General features: G+C 60.9%; 19 protein-coding genes. 6 read left to right on the top strand and 13 right to left on the bottom strand.

Features of this window, described 5'->3' with window-relative positions; translation table 11 throughout:
• Positions 1-35: 35 nt before the first annotated feature.
• Positions 36-728, bottom strand: a complete 693-nt coding sequence (locus UB90_RS15690) for a DsbA family protein (protein WP_005675137.1) — start codon at positions 726-728, stop codon at positions 36-38.
• Complete coding sequence (locus UB90_RS15685) at positions 725-1,252, bottom strand: DUF721 domain-containing protein (protein ID WP_065326335.1); 528 nt, start codon at positions 1,250-1,252, stop codon at positions 725-727. Before UB90_RS15685 ends, UB90_RS15690 begins: the two co-directional genes overlap by 4 nt.
• 84 nt (positions 1,253-1,336) lie before the next feature.
• Between UB90_RS15685 and mutY the strand changes: the two genes are divergently transcribed.
• Both mutY and UB90_RS15675 read left to right on the top strand, forming a co-directional pair.
• Positions 1,337-2,398, top strand: coding sequence for an A/G-specific adenine glycosylase (mutY, locus tag UB90_RS15680; protein WP_065326336.1), 1,062 nt, complete (start codon positions 1,337-1,339; stop codon positions 2,396-2,398).
• A gap of 80 nt (positions 2,399-2,478) precedes the next feature.
• Entirely contained in the window at positions 2,479-3,621 is a 1,143-nt protein-coding gene (locus tag UB90_RS15675) for an alkane 1-monooxygenase (protein WP_065326337.1), read from the top strand.
• Between the two features lie 32 nt (positions 3,622-3,653).
• Here the strand turns inward: UB90_RS15675 and UB90_RS15670 are convergent, their stop codons facing one another.
• The 5 genes from UB90_RS15670 to UB90_RS15650 all read right to left on the bottom strand — a co-directional run bounded on the left by UB90_RS15670 (position 3,654) and on the right by UB90_RS15650 (position 9,180).
• A complete protein-coding gene (locus UB90_RS15670) occupies positions 3,654-5,120 on the bottom strand; it encodes a globin-coupled sensor protein (RefSeq protein WP_065326338.1) in 1,467 nt (488 codons plus the stop codon).
• A 61-nt stretch (positions 5,121-5,181) separates the two neighbouring features.
• The gene (locus tag UB90_RS15665; RefSeq protein ID WP_065326339.1) at positions 5,182-6,576 is read right to left on the bottom strand and encodes an adenylate/guanylate cyclase domain-containing protein; all 1,395 of its coding nucleotides are present in this window, start codon (positions 6,574-6,576) and stop codon (positions 5,182-5,184) included.
• A gap of 199 nt (positions 6,577-6,775) precedes the next feature.
• Complete coding sequence (locus UB90_RS15660) at positions 6,776-7,882, bottom strand: site-specific DNA-methyltransferase (protein WP_039983375.1); 1,107 nt, start codon at positions 7,880-7,882, stop codon at positions 6,776-6,778.
• Positions 7,883-7,990: 108 nt separating this feature from the next.
• On the bottom strand, positions 7,991-8,608 hold the full coding sequence (locus tag UB90_RS15655) for a ribonuclease HII (protein ID WP_065326340.1): 618 nt from the start codon (positions 8,606-8,608) through the stop codon (positions 7,991-7,993).
• Positions 8,609-8,712: 104 nt separating this feature from the next.
• Positions 8,713-9,180, bottom strand: coding sequence for a hypothetical protein (locus UB90_RS15650; protein WP_065321151.1), 468 nt, complete (start codon positions 9,178-9,180; stop codon positions 8,713-8,715).
• A gap of 167 nt (positions 9,181-9,347) precedes the next feature.
• Between UB90_RS15650 and UB90_RS15645 the strand changes: the two genes are divergently transcribed.
• From UB90_RS15645 to UB90_RS15635, 3 genes are all read left to right on the top strand, one after another.
• Positions 9,348-9,641 carry a hypothetical protein gene (locus tag UB90_RS15645; protein ID WP_005624313.1) on the top strand — a complete coding sequence of 98 codons (294 nt, stop codon included), beginning with the start codon at positions 9,348-9,350 and terminating at the stop codon, positions 9,639-9,641.
• On the top strand, positions 9,613-10,314 hold the full coding sequence (locus UB90_RS15640) for a winged helix-turn-helix domain-containing protein (protein WP_005624316.1): 702 nt from the start codon (positions 9,613-9,615) through the stop codon (positions 10,312-10,314). Before UB90_RS15645 ends, UB90_RS15640 begins: the two co-directional genes overlap by 29 nt.
• A gap of 232 nt (positions 10,315-10,546) precedes the next feature.
• The gene (locus UB90_RS15635) at positions 10,547-12,100 is read left to right on the top strand and encodes a DUF427 domain-containing protein (RefSeq protein ID WP_065326341.1); all 1,554 of its coding nucleotides are present in this window, start codon (positions 10,547-10,549) and stop codon (positions 12,098-12,100) included.
• Positions 12,101-12,206: 106 nt separating this feature from the next.
• Here the strand turns inward: UB90_RS15635 and amaB are convergent, their stop codons facing one another.
• The 6 genes from amaB to UB90_RS15605 form a co-directional block, all read right to left on the bottom strand.
• The gene (gene amaB / locus UB90_RS15630) at positions 12,207-13,715 is read right to left on the bottom strand and encodes an L-piperidine-6-carboxylate dehydrogenase (protein ID WP_065326366.1); all 1,509 of its coding nucleotides are present in this window, start codon (positions 13,713-13,715) and stop codon (positions 12,207-12,209) included.
• Between the two features lie 8 nt (positions 13,716-13,723).
• Positions 13,724-14,845 (bottom strand): saccharopine dehydrogenase family protein, encoded by a 1,122-nt coding sequence (locus UB90_RS15625; RefSeq protein ID WP_065326342.1) that lies wholly within the window; start codon positions 14,843-14,845, stop codon positions 13,724-13,726.
• 117 nt (positions 14,846-14,962) lie between these two features.
• Complete coding sequence (locus tag UB90_RS15620) at positions 14,963-15,391, bottom strand: Lrp/AsnC family transcriptional regulator (protein ID WP_065326343.1); 429 nt, start codon at positions 15,389-15,391, stop codon at positions 14,963-14,965.
• Positions 15,392-15,394: 3 nt separating this feature from the next.
• On the bottom strand, positions 15,395-16,150 hold the full coding sequence (locus UB90_RS15615; protein ID WP_065326344.1) for a YaaA family protein: 756 nt from the start codon (positions 16,148-16,150) through the stop codon (positions 15,395-15,397).
• Positions 16,151-16,252: 102 nt separating this feature from the next.
• The gene (gene recQ, locus UB90_RS15610; protein WP_065326345.1) at positions 16,253-18,292 is read right to left on the bottom strand and encodes a DNA helicase RecQ; all 2,040 of its coding nucleotides are present in this window, start codon (positions 18,290-18,292) and stop codon (positions 16,253-16,255) included.
• 106 nt (positions 18,293-18,398) lie between these two features.
• The gene (locus UB90_RS15605; protein ID WP_005653999.1) at positions 18,399-18,686 is read right to left on the bottom strand and encodes a YggT family protein; all 288 of its coding nucleotides are present in this window, start codon (positions 18,684-18,686) and stop codon (positions 18,399-18,401) included.
• A gap of 133 nt (positions 18,687-18,819) precedes the next feature.
• Here UB90_RS15605 and UB90_RS15600 point away from each other — a divergent pair, with 133 nt between their 5' ends.
• Positions 18,820-19,398, top strand: a complete 579-nt coding sequence (locus UB90_RS15600; RefSeq protein WP_065326346.1) for an acyl-CoA thioesterase — start codon at positions 18,820-18,822, stop codon at positions 19,396-19,398.
• The last annotated feature ends 26 nt before the right edge of the window (positions 19,399-19,424 follow it).

Here is a 19,424-nt window from a genome sequence, read left to right as displayed (position 1 = left end):
GAAGCGGCGCGTTTAAACGTCACTGACGCGGGGGCTTATTCTTCAAGCTCTGCGTCGATCAGGGCTTTTAGATCTTCATACGGCTGGTTTGAAACCTTGGTGCCATTCAGGATGAACGACGGGGTCGATTCCACCTCATCCTTGGTGGCGTTTTCCTGATACCAAGTCACCAGCGTCTGCGCTTTGGTGGCATCCTGCATGCAGGCTTCCAACTGCTCGTTGTCGATCCCGGCCACACGACCGATTTTCTTCAGCGCGTCCACCATCTCGGCGGGACCGCCTGCGCGGGTCCACTCGGACTGCTGCTTAAAGATCAGATCGGTGATGCCAAAGAATTTCTCTTCACCGCCACAGCGCGCCACCATCGACGCCCACAGACCAAAGCGGTCGAAATAGACCTCGCGGTAGATGAACTTCACTTTGCCGGTGTCGATATATTCTGCCTTCAGCTTCTTATAGGCACCTTCATGGAAGTTCGCGCAATGCGGGCAGGTATAAGACGCGTATTCGATCAAAGTGACCGGCGCATCCTCGGCCCCTTGCACCATCTCGATGATCGTGGAGGTATCGACCTCTGCGGCCTCGGCGCTTTCCTGTGCGCTTGCGCTTCCGATCAACTGAATGTCCAGCAGGCTGGTGTCACCCTGACGGCCTGTGAAGTTGTCGATCGCATATACGCCCGCTGCCACGGCAACAGCCGCGCAGATACCTGTCATGATGCGGGTCATTTATACCCCTTTCTCAATGATTTTTGTCGTGTCAGTACATTGCGCCCAAGCCGCTCGAGTGCTGCGCGCAATTCGTCATTCTCAACGCCGGTGGCTGTCTCCTTGGCGGATGCCACATCCTCCGGCGCGGGTTCCGCCGCCTTGCGCACCTTGGGCGCATAGCGAAAATCAACCTGGCCATCCGCAAAACCAATGGGTGCGGTCTGCGTGATATGCAGTTTGGAGATCGCGTTATATCCGTAAACTGCGTTCACTTTCTCACGCAGGGCTGCCTTCTGCATCTCCAGCATCGGGGCCATCGCACCGGTGGTCAGCACCGTCAGCGTCGCGCCAAAGCCGCCGCGCCCATAGCCGACCTTGACGGGCCGCGCCATCGCCGCCAGCTCCGGGCCGACGATCTCTTCCCAATGGGTGAGCAGCCGCGACACCGCAAAGCCACGGCTTTCGCCCGCCTTACGGATCTGGTCGTTCAGCAACGAGCCTGTGCGTTTAAAACCGCGTGTGGAAGAATGCCTATATGCCATGCCGGTGGTTTTGCGTGTGTGTTCGCCCTATTGTAAAGGGCCGGAAGCAAGAGACCAGCCAAACCATAGGGCAAAGGATAAAGAATGCGTGACCACGCCGTGTATCCCGAGATACTCAGCCAGGATCTGCTGGAATGGTATGACAGACACGCCCGCCAAATGCCATGGCGCGTTGGTCCAGAGGCGCGCGCCGCTGGCGTGCGGCCCGATCCCTACCGGATCTGGCTCAGCGAGGTGATGCTGCAACAAACCACCGTGGCCGCCGTCAAAGACTATTTTGAACGCTTCACCCGGCGCTGGCCCACGGTGAGCGACCTCGCCGCCGCTGCCGACGCCGATGTTATGGCTGAATGGGCCGGGCTTGGATATTACGCCCGCGCCCGCAATTTGCTGAAATGTGCCCGCGTGGTGGCCGATGACCTGAGCGGCGTGTTTCCAGACACCTATGAGGGGCTGATCGCGCTCCCCGGTATCGGGCCATATACAGCGGCGGCGATCTCGGCCATTGCCTTTGACCGTCCCGAGACCGTGCTGGATGGCAATGTCGAACGGGTGATGGCGCGGCTTCACGACGAACACGCCCCCCTTCCCGGTGTCAAACCTGTGCTCAAGGACCACGCCGCCCATCTGACCCCCGCCCTGCGCCCCGGTGATTATGCGCAGGCGGTGATGGACCTCGGTGCCACCATCTGCACCCCCAAATCCCCCGCCTGCGGCATCTGTCCGTGGCGCACGCCCTGCCGCGCCCGCCTCAATGGCACCGCCGCCGAGCTGCCCAAGAAAACCCCAAAGAAGCCCAAACCGACCCGGCATGGCTTTGTCTATATCGCCCGCAACCACGAGGGCGACTGGCTGATGGAGCGGCGCCCCGATAAGGGGCTGTTGGGCGGTATGCTCGGCTGGCCCGGCTCAGACTGGAACGAGGCCCCCACCGAGGCACCGCCCTTTGAGGCCAACTGGCAGGATCTTGGCGCAGAGGTGCGTCATACCTTCACCCATTTCCACCTGATCTTGCAGGTGCGCATGGCGGAGCTGCCCGCGGGTTTCAACCTCTCTGACGGGCAGGAAATCATCAAACGCCATGACTTTCGCCCCTCGGACCTGCCAACGGTCATGCGCAAAGCCTTTGATCTACTGCACCGTTAAATCAACGACTTCCCTCTTGGGCTACAGTCACAACAGCATTAAGCTCCTCAGTCAGACGCGCCTGCTCTGTGGAGAAACATATGACCCAGTTCATTCCGGCCGCCCAGTTGCGCGATTGGCGTCGCGCGCTGCCATTCTGGCTCTCGCTGGCACTGCTGCCGATGGTCTGGATCGGGGCCGTCTATGGCAGCTGGTGGGTGCTGATCCCGCCACTCGCCACGTGGTACCTCTTTGCAGCGCTCGACGGGGTTCTGGGGCTGGAGCTTGCGAACGCCGACCCGCAATCGTCCGAGGCTGACCTCAAATGGTACATTCGCCTCACCACCGCTTGGGTGCCCTTGCAGGTGCTCTGCCTCTTTGGCCTCATCGCCTATGTGAGCGACGCGGACCACCTCAGAAGCATTGAAAAAGTGGGCGTGTTCTTTGGCATGGGGGTGGTGTCGGGCACCATCGGCATCAACTACAGCCATGAGCTGATGCATCAGACCAACCGGTTTGAGCGCTGGATGGCAGATATCCTCCTGGCCATGGTGCTTTACTCGCATTTTCGCTCGGAACATCTGCTGGTGCATCACCGCTATGTTGCCACCCCCCGTGACCCGGTGACAGCGCGCTATAACGAGGGGTTTCACCGCTTTTACCCAAGGGTGCTTTGGCAATGCTGGCATTCGGCCTTTCGCGCCGAGGCGGATCGCCTGATGCGCAAGGGTCTGCCTTGGTATCACCGCAGCAACCCGTTTCTGCGCTACTGGGCGCTGCAGGCGGTGATGCTGCTCTTGGCGTTCCTGATTGGCGGTGTGTCCGGCGTATTGCTGTTTTTGGTGCAGGCCGGCGTTGCGATCTGGCAGTTGGAACTGGTCAATTACATCGAACACTATGGGCTTACGCGCAAACATCTGGGCGACGGCAAATATGAACACGTCAAGCCGCATCACTCATGGAACGCCGCGCATAAGGCCTCAAACTGGCTGCTGATCAATCTGCAGCGCCATTCGGATCATCACTATAAACCCGACCGGCGGTTTCCGCTGTTGCAGAACTATTCCGAGACGGACGCCCCGCAACTGCCCTACGGCTATCCGGTGATGTCCATTGCGGCGATGATCCCGCCCCTGTGGCGGCGCATGATGAACCCAAAGGTCCGGCGCTGGCGCAAGCAGTACTACCCGGAGATCACCGACTGGAAACCTTATAACCGGCACCAAAACCCGATGCCGCGATAGCATCGGATGCCGCGCTAAGGTCTGTCCAGCCCTTAGCGCCGGTTGGCCAGACGCTCATACTCCTGATCCTGCGTCGCCTCGCGCAACGCGATATTGCTGCGCGTCCTGAACCCATCCATGCTGGCCTTCAGTGCCGCCGAATCCTGCGCCAATGCATCGGTGGTGCTGGACACCGTGCCTGCCTGCCCGGCGCTATTTTGAATATATTGGTCCAGCCGCTCCATCCGCTCGCTGATGTTTTCAAGCTGGCCGGATTGTTCAAAAATCACGCCATCGACCTCTTGCATGATCCGCGCGACACTGTCCGCGCTCGCGCAGATACTATTGAGCCGCTCGCCGGTCTGATGCACCAGCTCGCACCCTTCCCGCACCTGATCGGAACTGCCGGCAATCAGCTTCTTAATGTCATCCGCCGCATCCGTGGCCCGGCTGGCAAGCGCGCGCACCTCTGATGCGACCACCGCAAAGCCCCTGCCCGCTTCGCCCGCGCGCGCAGCCTCGACGCCCGCATTGAGCGCAAGCAATGTGGTTTGAAAGCTGATCTCGTCGATCACATCGACGATCTTGTTGATCTGGCTGGAGGATTGCTCGATCCGTTCGACCGCAAGGATCGCATCCCGAACCACCGCGCCGCCTTCTTCCGCCACCACGCGGTTGGCCTCGATCTGTTTGGCCGCATCCGCGACCTTCTCGCTGGTCAGCCGGGTGCTGCTGGTCACACTATTCACAGAGGTCACGGTCTCATTAAAGGTGCTGGCCTGCTCGCCAGAGCGATGCGCCATATCACGGGTCATCTGCGCGGTTTCTGCCATCTTGGCATCCACCGAATGTGCCCGCCGGGTTGCGTCGGACAAGATCCCCGACCAATGATCCAAGAGGTGGTTATAGGACAGGCGCACATTGTCGAACCGCTCCGGCAGCCCGTTCTCTTCGACGCCCGGCATCTGAGTGGTCAAATCGCCTGTCTCAAGCCGCTGAATGCCCTGCGTCATGATCGTGAGCGCCTTTTCACGCTCCTGCATCTGCGCATTGATAAAACCCGCAATCACCCGTTCGCAATCAAACAGGATCAGCCGCTGCAACACGCGGGCCTGACTGTTGCGCGCCTTTGCACCGCGCCAGCCGTTTTTCTGCGACTGCACCACATCCAGAATGCGGTCCCCCACGGTGGCATAGCCCCCGAGAAACAGGTGAAACGGCAGATCGACCTCAAAATGCACCCGCCCGACCTTATCGGCGGAGGCCATATAGCTTTCGTCAAACCGACCGGAAAACAGCTTTATCCAATGGGCGCGTTGCGCCGCCTTGGCATGGGCAACAATGTGTTCGGTGGGAAAATACCCTTTGGTTTCCGCGCGCGCGAGGCACAGCTCATAGAACTCATCAAGCACTTGATCGATATGGCGCTCCACGAGGGACGCCATGTCGACAATGGTAGAGCGAGCTTCCTCGCCCAGTCCGAACCAGACGAAGAGTTCGTCCCGATGGGTCTGCGACATTACAATAGCCTTTTAAAGATGCTGTCGCGACCATAGCCTCAGACCCTTAAGGAATAGCTTATCAAAGCGCGCGCAAGGCCCAGACCGTCATCGGTTCCTGCAGGCCGCGAATGCTTTGCTCATCCGCGCGGGTAAAGCCCTGGACCAGCGCCTCAGCGCCGCCCTCCTGATGCACTTGCCTGCACAGCGCGTCGCTCATCACGATCCGTGCCTGCATCACACGGGTCATTGCCTCCAGTCTGGAGGCGATGTTCACCGCCGTGCCGATCACCGCATATTCCAGCCGGTTTGCACCGATATCGCCTTGAACTGCCTCACCAAAATGAATGCCAATCCCGGCGTGGATCTCCGGCTCGCCCGCTTGGCGACGTTCCGCATTCCACTGATCCAGCACCACACACATCGCCCGCGCGCAGGCCAGCGCGTCCGAGGCATCCCGCTCTCCGACAACAGGCGTGCCAAAGGTCGCCATCAAGCCATCGCCCAGATATTTGTCCAACGTGCCGCCGTGGCGAAACACCTCCTGCTCCATACGCCCGTGAAACCCACGCAACAGTTCAATCACCTCGACCGCGTCTTTCTGCTCTGCCAGTCGGGTAAAGCCGATAATATCGATAAACAGCACCGCAATGCGCGAGGTCCGCACCTGGCTCAATGCGTCGTCATTTTGCGACAGCTGCTCCACGACATTGGGCGAGAAATACCGCGACAGATTGGCCCGTTCCCGCGCCAGATCGGCGTTTTGATCCAGCATCAGATAAAACCGCCGGGTAGACTGGGCAAGGATCGCCGCCACCATCAAGAACACCATCGCTTCTTGGATGCGGAACTTAAACCCGACGTCATTGGGATCATAAAGCTCAAGCAACTCCGGCCACTCCGCCAGCGCCACCGAAAGACGCTGCGCGATCTCTTCATTTGGGGTGCCAAACAGCCACATCAGCCCTGATCCGCCGAGCCAGATCACACTGGCCCAAATCCCCATCCCCAGCACCGTGCGCCAGCTATAGGCCAATGTGCCCGCTGCCAGAATGATAAAGAAATACATAAAGTTATCATACTGATAGAGGATCGGAACCGGCATTTCGTTGGGGCTGAAGGGATTGGGAAACACCATGCCGAATGTCATCAGCACAAGGTCGAACATGATCAACCCGACCTCCGCATTCGACCGCCCCACCCGCGCAAATCGGCGGATAAAAAACCCGTTGATGCACAGCACCCCGAGAAGCGCGACATAATAAAGCTGCGAGGGATGCGGATAGACCGAAAACAGAAAGACCGCGACGATGGGCATAATGATCCAGCGCGCCAGAACCGCCATCTCCACGCCGCGCCTTTTGTGTTCCTCCAGCGCCTCGCGGATGTGTTTTGTCTCCAGCGCGTCATCTTGCAATATCGGATCACTGGATGCGCGCGCAGAAGCAACGGGTGCGGTGGTGGTGGCTTCAGCCATCCGGCCCTCCCTTGGGGGTTTTTATTGTATGAAACGGCTTGCCCCTAAATAGGGATATGGCGGGCAGGTTACACGCGCCAATTGTCGCAAAACATGCAAAAAACCCCGCCAAATCGGCGGGGCAAGGTGCAGCGCGCTGAACCCTGAGGCAGCGCACTGTCGGCGTTCGAATAAATTCGGAATTTGGCTAAAGTGCCGATCAGGCCTGCATTTCAGCCCGGATCTGCTGGCGCAGCACATCGATCGGAACGGTTTTCCCGTCCTTCTTAAAGCACCAGTAGGTCCAGCCATTGCAGGACGGCGCGTTCTCAAGATGCGCGCCCACCTGATGGATCGAGCCCTTGATATTGTCGCCGATCAAGGTGCCATCCGCGCGCACCTTCGCCTTGTGGCGACGGTTCATCGAATAAAGCTCCTCGCCCGGACGCAGCATACCGCGCTCGACCAGCTGGCCAAACGGAACCCGCGGCTCTGCCCGTTTGGAGGCCGAGACCTGCAGCGCCTCACGGTCGAATTTGCGTACGTTCTTGATGCGCTCTTCGGCAACCTTGCGGTAGCTCTCTTCGCGCTCAATACCGATGAACTCACGCCCGAGCATCTTGGCCACCGCGCCAGTGGTGCCGGTGCCAAAGAACGGGTCCAGAACCACATCACCGGGGTTGGTGGAACCCACCAGAATACGGTGCAACAGTGCTTCGGGCTTCTGGGTCGGATGCGCCTTGTCGCCATTTGCATCCTTCAGACGCTCATGGCCGGTACAGATCGGCATCACCCAGTCCGAGCGCATCTGGATGCCCTCGTTCAGCGCCTTCAGCGCCTCATAGTTGAAGGTATATTTGGCACCCTCGGATTTCGACGCCCAGATCATCGTCTCATGGGCGTTGGTGTAGCGTTTGCCACGGAAGTTCGGCATCGGGTTCGACTTGCGCCACACCACATCGTTCAGGATCCAAAAACCCTCGTCCTGCAAGGCAGAGCCCACGCGGAAGATGTTGTGGTAGGACCCGATCACCCAAAGCGCACCATTGGGCTTCAGGATGCGGCGGGCCTCTTTCAGCCACGCACGCGTGAACTGGTCGTAAACGCCGAAACTGGAAAACTGGTCCCATTCGTCGTCGACCGCATCAACGCGGGAGTTATCAGGGCGGTGCAACTGCCCTTTGAGCTGGAGATTATAGGGCGGATCCGCGAAGATCATGTCGATCGAATTGGAGGGCAGGCTTGCCATCCTCTCGATACAGTCGCCATCAAGAATCGTGTTTAAAGGGAGCGCCGTAGCGGCGCCCTTCGCGATGGTTTTGTTCATTTGCTCTGCCTCGATAACCACGGCGCTTTTGCGCTCATTCTGGTTGTCCACAGGATGATTCATCCCGGATTCGAGGTCAATTTGTTTTTTGAATCAGCGGACTACGGTTCACTCTTGATACAAGATATTGTGGACCGGCTTAAACGACCTTCTATGGTGAGGGGTAACCCCTATTTTTATGAGCGCCTCGCGGTGTTGTTTCGACGGATAGCCCGCATTTCGCTCCCAACCATATCCCGGAAACTGTTGCGCTAAATCCACCATGATGCGATCGCGTGCTTCTTTGGCCAGAATTGACGCCGCAGCAATTGACAAGGATCGACCGTCCCCTTTGACCACCGCTTCGGCCGGAATGCGCAAATTGCGCGGGATCAGATTTCCGTCGATCAACAGGTAATCCGGCTGTGGATCGAGGGCGGCCACCGCGCGTTCCATCGCCAGATGCGACGCACGCAAGATATTGTGGTGATCGATCTCTTCCACCGAGGCATGCGCCACCGCGTAACTCGCCCGCGCCATGATTTCTGGTTCAAGTGCTGCACGCCTGCGGGGCGTCAGCTTCTTGGAATCGTTGAGCCCCTCTGGCAGCGCCGCAAGGTCCAGCACCACAGCCGCCGCCGTCACTGGCCCCGCCAATGGGCCACGCCCGACCTCATCGACACCTGCAATCCGCGTATAGCCGCGCGACAAGGCGACCTGCTCTAATGATAAATCCGGAGTATCCATGCCCTTCACTGCCCCCGTTTCACCGTGCCGCGCAAGGGTTTCGGCACAAAAAAGGGGCGCAGGATGCGCCCCAGTTGACTGCTCTCGAACCTCACCACTGGCGCTTATCGGCGCACCAGACGGTATCCGTGTTTGCGCAGGCAGCCCGGACGGTAGCCACGGCGGCTCTGGTTGCGGTTGTCGAACTCCGCATAGCAGCGGTTCGGCAGCTCGCGCACATAGTCGTAGTTGCGACGCAGGCAGCGCATGCCGAGGAGGTTGCGGTCCTTACCGCGCACCCGGATGCTGGTCAGACATTGCGCTGGCAGGTCATAGCGACGCACGCGCGGCGGCAACGGCTTTGGACGTGGTGTCGGGTCAACATGGGGCGGGCGGCGGCGGTCTTTCTTGCTGTCATTGATCGCAGCGCCAATGATGCCGAGAATCGCAGCCCCTGCGATGAACTTGGCAATATCATCACTGTCGGCGCGGGCTGGCGCGGCAGAGAATCCAGTGATCGCCATGGCCGTGGCAATCACGGCGGCAATGAATTTACGGTGGAGATTACGGGAAGAAGACGCGAGGCGGGTCATATCGTTTTTCCTATGTGGATGCATGTGGCGGTTGGCAATCAACCGGATGCTCCAAGCCTCGCCCCGAGCGCTTCAGACAGGCAATAACGCCCGCTTGTTATCAAATATCAGCGCCGCAACACCCTGTTGTCATTGAATATCAGCGACCCCGGCTGCATGATGATGACATGACACACATTCGCAAAATCCCCGCCCTTCTGCTGCTCCTCGCAGCCCTCGCGCAGCCCGCGCATGCGGCTGGGTGCTATGCCGATTACAAGGCAAAACAGGACCAGCCGCTCAAGCTCCATTACGGTGTGATGGAACTCTCTGGGGCCTGCTCCAAATCCGCCGCCCGCGATGAGGTGGCCGCCCGTCTGCAACGCGCAGGCTGGACGCTTCTGAACGTCCTGTCCGTTTTTGGCCCCGAGGGGCTCGACAAAAGGAAAGCGGATGCCGGATCCAACTTTCTCCGTTTCTGAGGTCCGCAACGCCGGGTCCCGGGTGATCGCCCTCGGGATCTGCGCCATCGTGGCGCTTTTGGTGGTCGCGGGTACGGTGCTGCTTCTGACCCTGCCCGATGGAAACGCGTTCAACGCCCGGATCGAACGGCTCTTTGTGGAAAACGACCTCACCACCCAGGCCGAGGTCAAACTGCTGGAGATCCTCGCCCAGAGCGGCACCGCCTTTGCCGACACGCTGGCAAGCTACCGCATGGTGATCTTTGTGCTTCTGGTCTTTGCCACCGCGATGATGATTGCGGCTCTGGTGGTGCTGGCGATGCTGGTGATGCTGAACCGGCGCATGGCGCAGATCGAACGCGCCGGGATTCAGGTGACCGAGCTGCTGATCAGCCGCGAGGAAAACACCGTCTATCTCAACAATATGGGCTTCAAACTCACCAAGGCCGCGATGGAAACGCTGTCGGTGCTGGCCGAGGCGCGGCTCGATGATGATGTGCTCTCGGGCGCTGAAATCGAGGCGGTGATTTCCGGCAAATCCAGCAGTGACTGCGAAGAGGCCGCCGGGGCCACGCGGATCAAACGCCTGCGCGACACGCTGGGCAATCAGATGATCAGCGAGCTGTTGGTCAAGAACATCGCCAAACGCGGCTATGTGCTGGCGATCAACAAGGATGTGATCCGTATGGTGTGACACCCGCCCCGGTCCACCTCCGTCACCCCGGATACGCCAAAAGGCCGGGGGGGCTCCCGCCCGTCGTCTGTGAATTGAAAATTCCCATCCGCCCGTTGGGCCCGGCAGGCCGCGCCGACGCGCAGCGCACGGCGCAATCCCTCAAATGTGATCCCCGCTGCGGGCGAAGGGGCTGGAAATCTGCCGCAAACCTTCCCATATTAGGAAGGCTAGCTTTGGACAGATACACCCCATGAACATTCAGGTCTCACCGCGCAGCGGTTACGGTATCCTTGTGGAGCAACTGGACGGCCCGGTTGCTGCCTATCACGGCGACACGCTGCTCGCGCAGAGCAGCCGCGCCAAGGTGATGTATGAAACCCGCCTCTCCCCCGTGGTCTATTTCCCCAAGGAAGACCTGCTGGTGGATATGGACAAGGCCTGCAGCAAGACCACCTTCTGCCCCTTTAAGGGCACCGCCCATTACCGCGACCTGATCCTGCCCGGCAAGAAGGAGCTGTGCAGCGCGGTCTGGAGCTATGACGAAACCCTGCCCGAGGCGCGCCAGATCAAGGGCCATATCGGCTTCATCCCCGAGGCGCTCGACCGGCTGGATCTGGGTCCAAACCGCCTGCAAGCGCCCGATGATGGCAATATCTCCGGCCCATTGGTGGACTGGCTCCTGCGCGAGGCGGCCTTCCTGCCGTCGCCCGAGGATTTCACCCAGGCCTTCGTCGCCAAACTGCACGAACAAGGCCTGCCCGTCAGCCGCCTGACCATCCTCGCTTGGGCCCTGCATCCCCGGATCGCGGGCCACCATTACCTGTGGGAAAAAGGCGTACCGGGGGTGGAGACGTTTTCGCCCTCCTACGAGATCCACGAAAAGCCGGAGTTCAAAAACTCTCCGCTGCGCCATGTGTCCAAGGGGCTTGGCGGGCTGCGCTACCGATTGACCGGGGCGACCCCGCCCGAGGACTTCCCGATCCTGCGCGATCTGCGCGACCGCGGCATGACCGACTATGTCGCCATGCCGCTGCCGTTCTCGGACGGGCGGATCAACGTGCTGACCGTCGCCTCGGACGCCCCCGATGGCTTCAGCACTGCCGATCTGGGGTTGATCTTTGAATGCTCTGCGGTGATTGCGCGCTATTACGAGGTCTTTATGCAGCGTGAAAACGCGCAGGCCGTACTGGAAACCTACGTGGGCAAACGCTCCGGTGCGCGGGTGCTTGGAGGCAACATCCGCCGGGGTGAGGGCGATGAGATCGACGCTGCGATCATGTTCTGCGATCTGCGCGGCTCCACCCTGCTCGAAGAAACCCTGCCGCGCGACAAATACATCAACCTGCTGAACAGGTTTTTTGAGACCACTTCAGGCCTCGTGCATGAAAACGGCGGCGAGGTGCTGAAATTCATCGGGGACGCGGTGCTGGCGGTCTTCCCGGCAGGCCAGAACCCGGCCGAAGCCCGCGCGCAGGCGCTCGCTGCCGCACGGGCCATTGTCGCGGCGCTGGCAGAAATCACCCCTTGCCCGTCGCTGCCCAATCTGGACTGCGCCATCGGGATTGCCTCGGGGTCGGTGCTCTATGGCAATATCGGCTCGCAGGAGCGGCTGGATTTCACCGTGATCGGTCAGGCCGCCAATATCGCCGCACGTCTGGGCGATTACGGCAAGACCATTGGCCACCGCATCGTGGTGTCGCGCGACATCCTGACGGAGACGGCCGAAGCGAAACCGCTGGGACATGTGAAGCTGCACAATGTCTCTCAGCCAGTCGAGAGCTTTGCCATCGCGGCATCATCCTGAGCCGCACTCCCCATCGCCCTGAACGACATACGCCCGCCCCGAGGTAAAACCGGGACGGGCGCGCGGCTGCCGCTTGCGCGACAGCCAAATCAGGACTGGCCCGACCTTAGATGTCGAACTTCACACCCTGCGCCAGCGGCAATTCCGCCGAATAATTCACGGTGTTGGTCTGGCGGCGCATGTAGGATTTCCACGCGTCAGAGCCGCTCTCGCGCCCACCGCCAGTTTCCTTCTCACCGCCAAAGGCACCACCGATTTCCGCACCCGAAGGCCCGATGTTGACGTTGGCAATGCCGCAATCGGACCCGGCAGCCGTGAGGAAGCTCTCCGCCTCGCGCATATTGAGCGTGAACACACAGGAGCTCAGCCCCTGCGGCACATCGTTTTGCATCTCCACCGCGTCCTCAAAATCGTCATAGCCCATGACATACAGGATCGGCGCAAAGGTCTCTTCTTTGACCGACGCGCTCTGACCGGGCATCTCAACGATGGCGGGCGCCATATAGACACCACCTGCGGGCACGCCCTCGGTGACGCGCGCGCCACCATGCACGGTGCCGCCCTCGCTCTCGGCCGCCTTCAGCGCCGAGGTCATCGCGTCCCCTGCGGCCTCGTCCACCAGAGGGCCAACCAGCGTGCCCTCGGCCTGCGGGTCACCAATCGGCAGACCGGCGTAGGCGGCCTTCAGGCGTTTCACCAGATCCTCGCGGATGGAGTTATGCACGATCAGGCGGCGCAGCGAAGTGCAGCGCTGACCGGCGGTGCCCACGGCAGAGAACACAATCGCCCGCACCGCCATTTCCAGATCCGCCGATGGCGCCACGATCATCGCGTTGTTGCCGCCAAGTTCGAGAATGCACTTGCCGAACCGCTCCGCCACCACAGGTGCCACCGCGCGGCCCATGCGGGTCGAGCCCGTGGCGGAAATCACCGGCACGGATGGGCTGGCGACCAGCACCTTGCCCAGTTCCGCATCGCCGATCAGGGTCTGCAGCAGGCCCTCGGGCGCATCCTCGCCAAAGCGTTTCACCGCGCGTTCAAAGATCTTGGTGCAGGCCAGCGCCGTCAGCGGTGTTTTCTCCGACGGTTTCCAGATCACCGGATCGCCACAGACAATCGCCAGCGCCGCATTCCACGACCAGACCGCAACCGGGAAGTTGAACGCCGAGATCACGCCCACCGGCCCCGAGGGATGCCATGTCTCGCGCATGCTGTGACCGGGACGTTCCGAGGCAATCGTCAGACCATAAAGCTGGCGCGACAGACCCACGGCAAAATCACAGATGTCGATCATCTCCTGCACCTCACCGAGGCCCTCAGAAGTGATCTTGCCCGCTTCCCAGCTGACCAGCGCGCCAAGGTCATCCTTGGCCGCGCGCAGCTCTTCACCGAGCAGTCGGATCAGTTCACCACGACGCGGGGCTGGCACCACGCGCCATGCCTTAAACGCGGACTGCGCGCGTTCCAGAATGGCGGGCATCTCGCCTGCGGGGGTGTCGTGGACCTCGGCCAGCGTGCTGCCATCAATGGGCGAGCGCACCGCGCGGCTGCCACCGCTCAACTCTGCTGCCGTCAGGTCGAGGTTCTTCAGGATATCGTCTGCTGTTCGTGCCATGTCTTTCATCACTCAGCTGCCAATTTTGTTGTATCTGTCATGTGATCAATGTCGCCCGCCCGGTAGAGCTGGCCGAATTCGGTCTCAAGGAACGCCTGAAGGTTCACCTGCTCCTGACGCACAAAGCCGCTGGTGGGCAGCTCGCCGCGCCGCACCAGATCCACCACACCCAGAACGCCTGCGGTGGTGGTCACCTGGATCGCGCTCCATGTCTTGCCGCCGATCTGACGGGAATAGCTCTTGTTGATCAGGCTCTTTTCACGCAGCTCGCCATTGATGCGGCCCCGCGCGGTGCAATAGACCAGCACCACGTCCTGATCGGTGCGCGGCAATGCGCTCTCGAAAATCTCTTTCATCAGGTCGCGGCGGCGCTCCAGCCCCAGATCATGCAGCAGCATTTTCAGGATGTCGCAGTGGCCGGGATAGCGGATCGACCGATAAGAGACCGCCCGCGCCTTCCCGTCGAGCGTCTCCGGCAAGGTGCCAAGCCCGCCCGAGGTGTTGAAGCACTCATACTCCACCCCATCCAGGCTCAGACGCTCGTAATCTTCGAGCGGCGCGGTCTTGGTGCGCGCGCCATTCACAATGGCATCGCAGGGGTTGCAATACTCATTGATCAGCCCGTCGGTGGACCATGTGAGGTTATATTTCAACGCGTTGGTCGGAAACTTCGGCAGCGCGCCCACCCGCATGTGCAGGCTGTCCAGCTCGTCGAATTCTGCCGCCAGTGACGCGCCCGCGATGCCCACAAAGCCGGGCGCAAGGCCGCTTTGGGGCATGAACACCGTCTTGCTGCCTTCGGCCAGTTTGCGCACCGCATCGGTTGCGGCCACATCCTCGGTGAGGTCGAAATAATGCGCGCCCGCCGTTTTGGCGGCCTCAGCTATCATTGGCGTCAAAAAGAACGGCGCGGCAGAAATCACCGCGTCAAAGCCCTGAAGCCCCTTAGCCAGATCCACCGGATCTTTGGCGTCGATCTGCCGGGTCGGCACGCCCAGATCCGCAACCGCGCTCAGCGCGTTCAGATCATGATCCGCAAGCGTGACCTGATAATTGGCGGATGTTTTCAGAAACGTGGCAATCGCCTGACCGATCTTGCCCGCGCCCACGACACAGATGTTCCATTGCATGTGACCTGCACCTCCTCTTTGAGACCAGCGTGCAGGTTCAATTGTCCGTTTTGTAGGGTCAGGATTGTCGGAATGACGTAAAATCGCGCCAAAATGACGGATCAATCGTCATATCGTTCAAACGCGATCAATACGGCGGCCAAAGACCACCAGCGTATTGGTACGCTGCACGCCCGGAATGCGGCCCACCTCATCGACCAGAATGTCCAGATCCTCGATCCGTGGCGCCTCGGCCGAGACCATCAGATCGTATTCGCCATTGATCGACAGGCACTGGCGAATTTCCGGGTAGGCCTCCAGCCGCTTGATAATGCGGCCGGTTTCCTTTTGCTGCACTTCCAACAGCACCACCACCATGACCCGGTTGCCCTCGTCGGGATCGCGCAGCACCACGGTATAGCCCGCGATGATGCCGCGCTCCTCCAGCCGGGTGATCCGCTCATGCACTGTGGTGCGCGCCACCCCCAGCTTTGCCGCCAGTTTGGTGGTGGATTCACGCGCGTTGTGCTGCAAGGCCGCGATGATCCGGCGGTCGAGATCGTCCACGGATCAGCTCCGCACAAAAATCGGGCGCTGCGGCTGCGAGACATCCGCATCAAACGCATAGCCCCCAACCGTGAACCCCTTCAGATCATCGGCCTCAGTGATGCCATTCTCCAGCACCCAGCGCGCCATTGCGCCACGCGCCCGTTTGGCGGCAATGCCGATCACTTTACGGCTGCCGCCGCGCTCCTCCTCAAAGCGCGGGCTGATCAGCGTCAGATCGCCCAGCGCTTTGGGAGGCACCGCCTTGGCATATTCCTCTGAAGCGAGATTGAGAACGCTGTCCGCGCCCAGTTCGCGGGTATCCTCCACGATGGCGGCAGCAATCTTATCGCCCCAGAACCCATAGAGCGTCCCGGCCGAGTGTCCCGGTGTTTTGCGCCCCATTTCAAGGCGATAGGCCTCGATAGCATCCGTGGGACGCAACAGCCCGTATAGCCCCGAAAGAATGCGCAGCCGCCGCTGTGCGGCGTCCTTGGTCACATCGTCAAATGTGGCTGGCTCCAGTTCCTTGTAAACGTCACCGTCAAACATCAGCCCCGCCGCGCAGGTCCCGTCGCCATTCCACGCCTGAAACCGTTCTTTATTGAGCTTGGCAAGCGTCGCACTGATCCCCATCAATTTGGCGATCTCATCCTCGGACCACTCACGGGCCACTGCGGCCAGTTCTGCCGCCTCATCAAGGAAACGCGGCACCGTTTGCGCATGACCACGCGCACGCTCTTCGTTCAGTTTCTTTGCGGGGGACACGATAATGATCAACGGCTGCACTCCTTCGGGATCGCTTTTGCACAGAGTTGTAACGCAATTCGCACGGGTGCCAAGCACTGCTGCGGCAGGCCCCTGTCAATTCTGGGCGACGCCCTATCCCGCGCCGCGCAAGACATCCAGAAACGCCGAGGCGAAGCGTTGCGCGCGGCGCTCCCCCAGCAGCCGCTCCAGCCCCGTCTCATCGTCACTGCGCATCTGCGCCACCTTGGCCAGTTGCGAGGCCGAACAGGTCAGCGGCTTCTGGGTGCCGCATTCGCCGCGTTGCAGCCGCGCCTGCACCTCCAGAAGTGTATCGTAAATTGACCCCTGCGCCCGCCCAGCGAGCTTGCGCCGCGCCGGGTGCAGCGCTTCGGCCTCGCCGGTAATCACCCCGAGGAATTCATCGCCGTAGCGGTCCAGTTTCTTTGCCCCAACGCCGGAAATGCGCGCCATCTCATCTAGGCTTTGCGGGCGTTTTTCCGCCATCTCGATCAATGTGCGGTCGGGAAAGATCACATAGGCCGGGACTTTTTGCGCCTCGGCGAGGGCACGCCGCTTGGCCTTCAGCGCCGACAAGAGGGGCGCATCCTCATCCGAGACCAGCGCCTTGACCGCTGGGCGGCGGGTGGCGGATTTGATGGTGTCCTTGCGCAGGGTGATGCTGTCCTCGCCGCGCAGGATCGGCAGCGCCGGTTCGGTCATGCGCAGGGCCCCGTGGCGCTCCGGGTCCGGCCGCACCAGATCGCGCCCCATCATCTGCCGGAAAATCGCCTGCCACTCGGGCTTTGAATGCTCGCGTCCGCAGGCAAAGACCGACAGATCGTCATGCCCCTTCTGGCGCACGCGGTCATTGGCGTTGCCGATCAGAATATCAATGAGATGCCCCGCGCCATAAGTCTCCTCGGTGCGCAGAATGGCCGAGAGCGCCTTTCGCACGGCGGTGGTGCCGTCAAACGTCTCGACCGGCACATCACAGAGATCGCAATTGCCGCAGGGCTGCGCCTCTTCGCCGAAATACCCCAGCAAGGTCTGGCGGCGACAGGTCATCGCCTCCGCCAGTCCCAGCAATGCGTTGAGCCGTGCATGATCCGCGCCGCGCCGCTCCGCAGGTGCAAGGCCTTCGTCAATCTGGTTGCGGCGCAGGCGGATGTCTTCGGGACCAAACAGCGTCATCGTCTCGGCCGGTGCCCCATCCCGCCCGGCGCGGCCAATTTCCTGATAATAGGCCTCGATGCTTTTGGGCAGATCCGCATGGGCCACCCAGCGAATGTCGGGCTTGTCGATCCCCATGCCAAAGGCCACCGTGGCCACCACGATCAGCCCGTCCTCGCGCGCAAAGCGGGTTTCCACGATGCGGCGGTCCTCGGCCTCCATACCGCCGTGATAGTGACACGCCACATGGCCCGAGGCCTCCAGCGCGCGGGCGATGTCCTCGGTCTTGGCGCGGGTGCCGCAATAGACAATGCCCGACTGGCCACGCCGCGCGTCGGCAAACTCCAAAATCTGTTTGCGCGGGCTGTCCTTGGCGGCAAAGGCGAGGTGAATGTTAGGCCGGTCAAAACCGCGCAAAAAGGCGCGCGGGGCCTCACCATCAAAGAGCTTCTGGATGATCTCTTGCTGGGTTTCCTGATCCGCCGTCGCGGTAAAGGCCGCCAGCGGCACGCCCAGCGCGCGACGCAGCTCGCCGATGCGCAGGTAGTCCGGGCGGAAATCATGGCCCCATTGGCTGACGCAATGCGCCTCGTCCACCGCGATCAACGACACGCCAATGCGGCGCAGCATCCCCATGGCGCTGCCTGCGGCCAGCCGCTCGGGCGCCATGTACAACAGCTTCAGCTGGCCCGCCTCGATCGCGTTCCAGACCGCCTCGGTCTCTTCCTCGGTATTACCAGAGGTGAGCGCCCCGGCACAGACCCCGGCCTCCTGCAAGGCGCGGACCTGATCGCGCATCAACGCAATGAGCGGCGAAATCACCACTGTGATGCCCTGCCGCCTGAGCGCAGGCAGTTGGAAACACAGGGATTTGCCGCCCCCCGTGGGCATGATCGCCAGCACGTTTTCGCCTGCGCTCACGGCGTCGACGATCTCTTCCTGTCCGGGGCGAAAGCCGTCGAATCCAAAGATATCGCGCAACAGGGGGATTGCGTCGTGCATAGGGGGCCTGTGGGTTGGTCTGCTCAGGTTATGAGCGGCACAATCCCACAGCTGGAATCGGGGGGCAAGACCCGCCGCGGGCTGCAGCGGTCAATTGGCGCAGGCACTAGTAGAAGATCGCCGCGTTGTTCACCAAAATGATGCGCAGCGCATAGACACCGATCAGCACCACCAGCGGGGCCAGATCCAACCCCTGCATATTAGGCAGAATGCGGCGCACCGGCGCGTAGATCGGCTCAAGAATACGGTTCAAGCCATACCAGATCTGCGCCACGAACTGTTGGTTCAGGTTCAGCACCTGGAAATTGATCAGCCAGCTCATGATCACATGGGCAATGATGAAGAACCAGACAATGTCCAGAACCAGCATCAGAATTTGAAACAGCGACTGCATCTTTGAACTTTCCTCTTTCGAACCGCACAACAGGTAGGCGTGACGCGCAGATTTCGCAACCCTTCCGCAAGGTCTTAGGTTGACGTGTGGTGAACAGGTGGCATGTAGGGGTGATGTAAACCGGAGCGTTCAGATGTACCCGATAGTCCGCCTGTTAAAAGATGCCGTGATAGCCAGCCGCCAGCCGCGCCTTGCACCGCTCGACACCCATGTGTCGCGCCATCACTGCTGGCCGTGGGATATCGACATCTGGATGGAGCTGAACAATGGCCGCACGCTGACGCTTTATGATTTGGGGCGCACAATGCTGACCCTGCGCACCGGGCTTGCCGGAGTGTTGAAACGTGAAGGCTGGGCCGTGGCTGTGGCGGGCACCTCGATCCGCTATCGCCGCCGCATCAAAGCCTTTGAACGGTTTGAGATGAAAAGCCGCGCCATCGGCTGGGACGCGCGCTTTATCTACGTGGAACAGGGTATGTGGAAGGCGAACGGCGACTGCGCCAACCACGCACTCTTGCGCACGGTGGTGACCGACAATAACGGCATCGTGCCACCCGAACGTGTCATCAAGGCATGGAAACAGGACATCAATAGCCCCACCCTGCCCGATTGGGTGCAGGCGTGGTGCGATGCGGAAGACAAACGCCCCTGGCCGCCGATGGCGGATGAAGATGCCGGGAGAGACGACGTGAGGCTTGCAAGCGCCTCCTGACCCCTGCCATAGCTAGACCAAACAGT

This window comes from Tritonibacter mobilis (assembly GCF_001681715.1).
GTDB classification, from domain to species: Bacteria; Pseudomonadota; Alphaproteobacteria; order Rhodobacterales; family Rhodobacteraceae; genus Epibacterium; species Epibacterium mobile.
The sequence above is the reverse complement of the archived record's forward strand: the minus strand, read 5'-3'. Positions and strand labels throughout refer to the sequence as shown.

What these genes read in the sequence shown, in the direction of transcription:
- UB90_RS15690 (WP_005675137.1), bottom strand. Translation starts at nt 728, where the DNA reads ATGACCCGCATCATGACAGGTATCTGCGCGGCTGTTGCCGTGGCAGCG.
- UB90_RS15685 (WP_065326335.1), bottom strand. Translation starts at nt 1,252, where the DNA reads ATGGCATATAGGCATTCTTCCACACGCGGTTTTAAACGCACAGGCTCG.
- mutY (WP_065326336.1), top strand. Translation starts at nt 1,337, where the DNA reads ATGCGTGACCACGCCGTGTATCCCGAGATACTCAGCCAGGATCTGCTG.
- UB90_RS15675 (WP_065326337.1), top strand. Translation starts at nt 2,479, where the DNA reads ATGACCCAGTTCATTCCGGCCGCCCAGTTGCGCGATTGGCGTCGCGCG.
- UB90_RS15670 (WP_065326338.1), bottom strand. Translation starts at nt 5,120, where the DNA reads ATGTCGCAGACCCATCGGGACGAACTCTTCGTCTGGTTCGGACTGGGC.
- UB90_RS15665 (WP_065326339.1), bottom strand. Translation starts at nt 6,576, where the DNA reads ATGGCTGAAGCCACCACCACCGCACCCGTTGCTTCTGCGCGCGCATCC.
- UB90_RS15660 (WP_039983375.1), bottom strand. Translation starts at nt 7,882, where the DNA reads ATGAACAAAACCATCGCGAAGGGCGCCGCTACGGCGCTCCCTTTAAAC.
- UB90_RS15655 (WP_065326340.1), bottom strand. Translation starts at nt 8,608, where the DNA reads ATGGATACTCCGGATTTATCATTAGAGCAGGTCGCCTTGTCGCGCGGC.
- UB90_RS15650 (WP_065321151.1), bottom strand. Translation starts at nt 9,180, where the DNA reads ATGACCCGCCTCGCGTCTTCTTCCCGTAATCTCCACCGTAAATTCATT.
- UB90_RS15645 (WP_005624313.1), top strand. Translation starts at nt 9,348, where the DNA reads ATGACACACATTCGCAAAATCCCCGCCCTTCTGCTGCTCCTCGCAGCC.
- UB90_RS15640 (WP_005624316.1), top strand. Translation starts at nt 9,613, where the DNA reads ATGCCGGATCCAACTTTCTCCGTTTCTGAGGTCCGCAACGCCGGGTCC.
- UB90_RS15635 (WP_065326341.1), top strand. Translation starts at nt 10,547, where the DNA reads ATGAACATTCAGGTCTCACCGCGCAGCGGTTACGGTATCCTTGTGGAG.
- amaB (WP_065326366.1), bottom strand. Translation starts at nt 13,715, where the DNA reads ATGGCACGAACAGCAGACGATATCCTGAAGAACCTCGACCTGACGGCA.
- UB90_RS15625 (WP_065326342.1), bottom strand. Translation starts at nt 14,845, where the DNA reads ATGCAATGGAACATCTGTGTCGTGGGCGCGGGCAAGATCGGTCAGGCG.
- recQ (WP_065326345.1), bottom strand. Translation starts at nt 18,292, where the DNA reads ATGCACGACGCAATCCCCCTGTTGCGCGATATCTTTGGATTCGACGGC.
- UB90_RS15605 (WP_005653999.1), bottom strand. Translation starts at nt 18,686, where the DNA reads ATGCAGTCGCTGTTTCAAATTCTGATGCTGGTTCTGGACATTGTCTGG.
- UB90_RS15600 (WP_065326346.1), top strand. Translation starts at nt 18,820, where the DNA reads ATGTACCCGATAGTCCGCCTGTTAAAAGATGCCGTGATAGCCAGCCGC.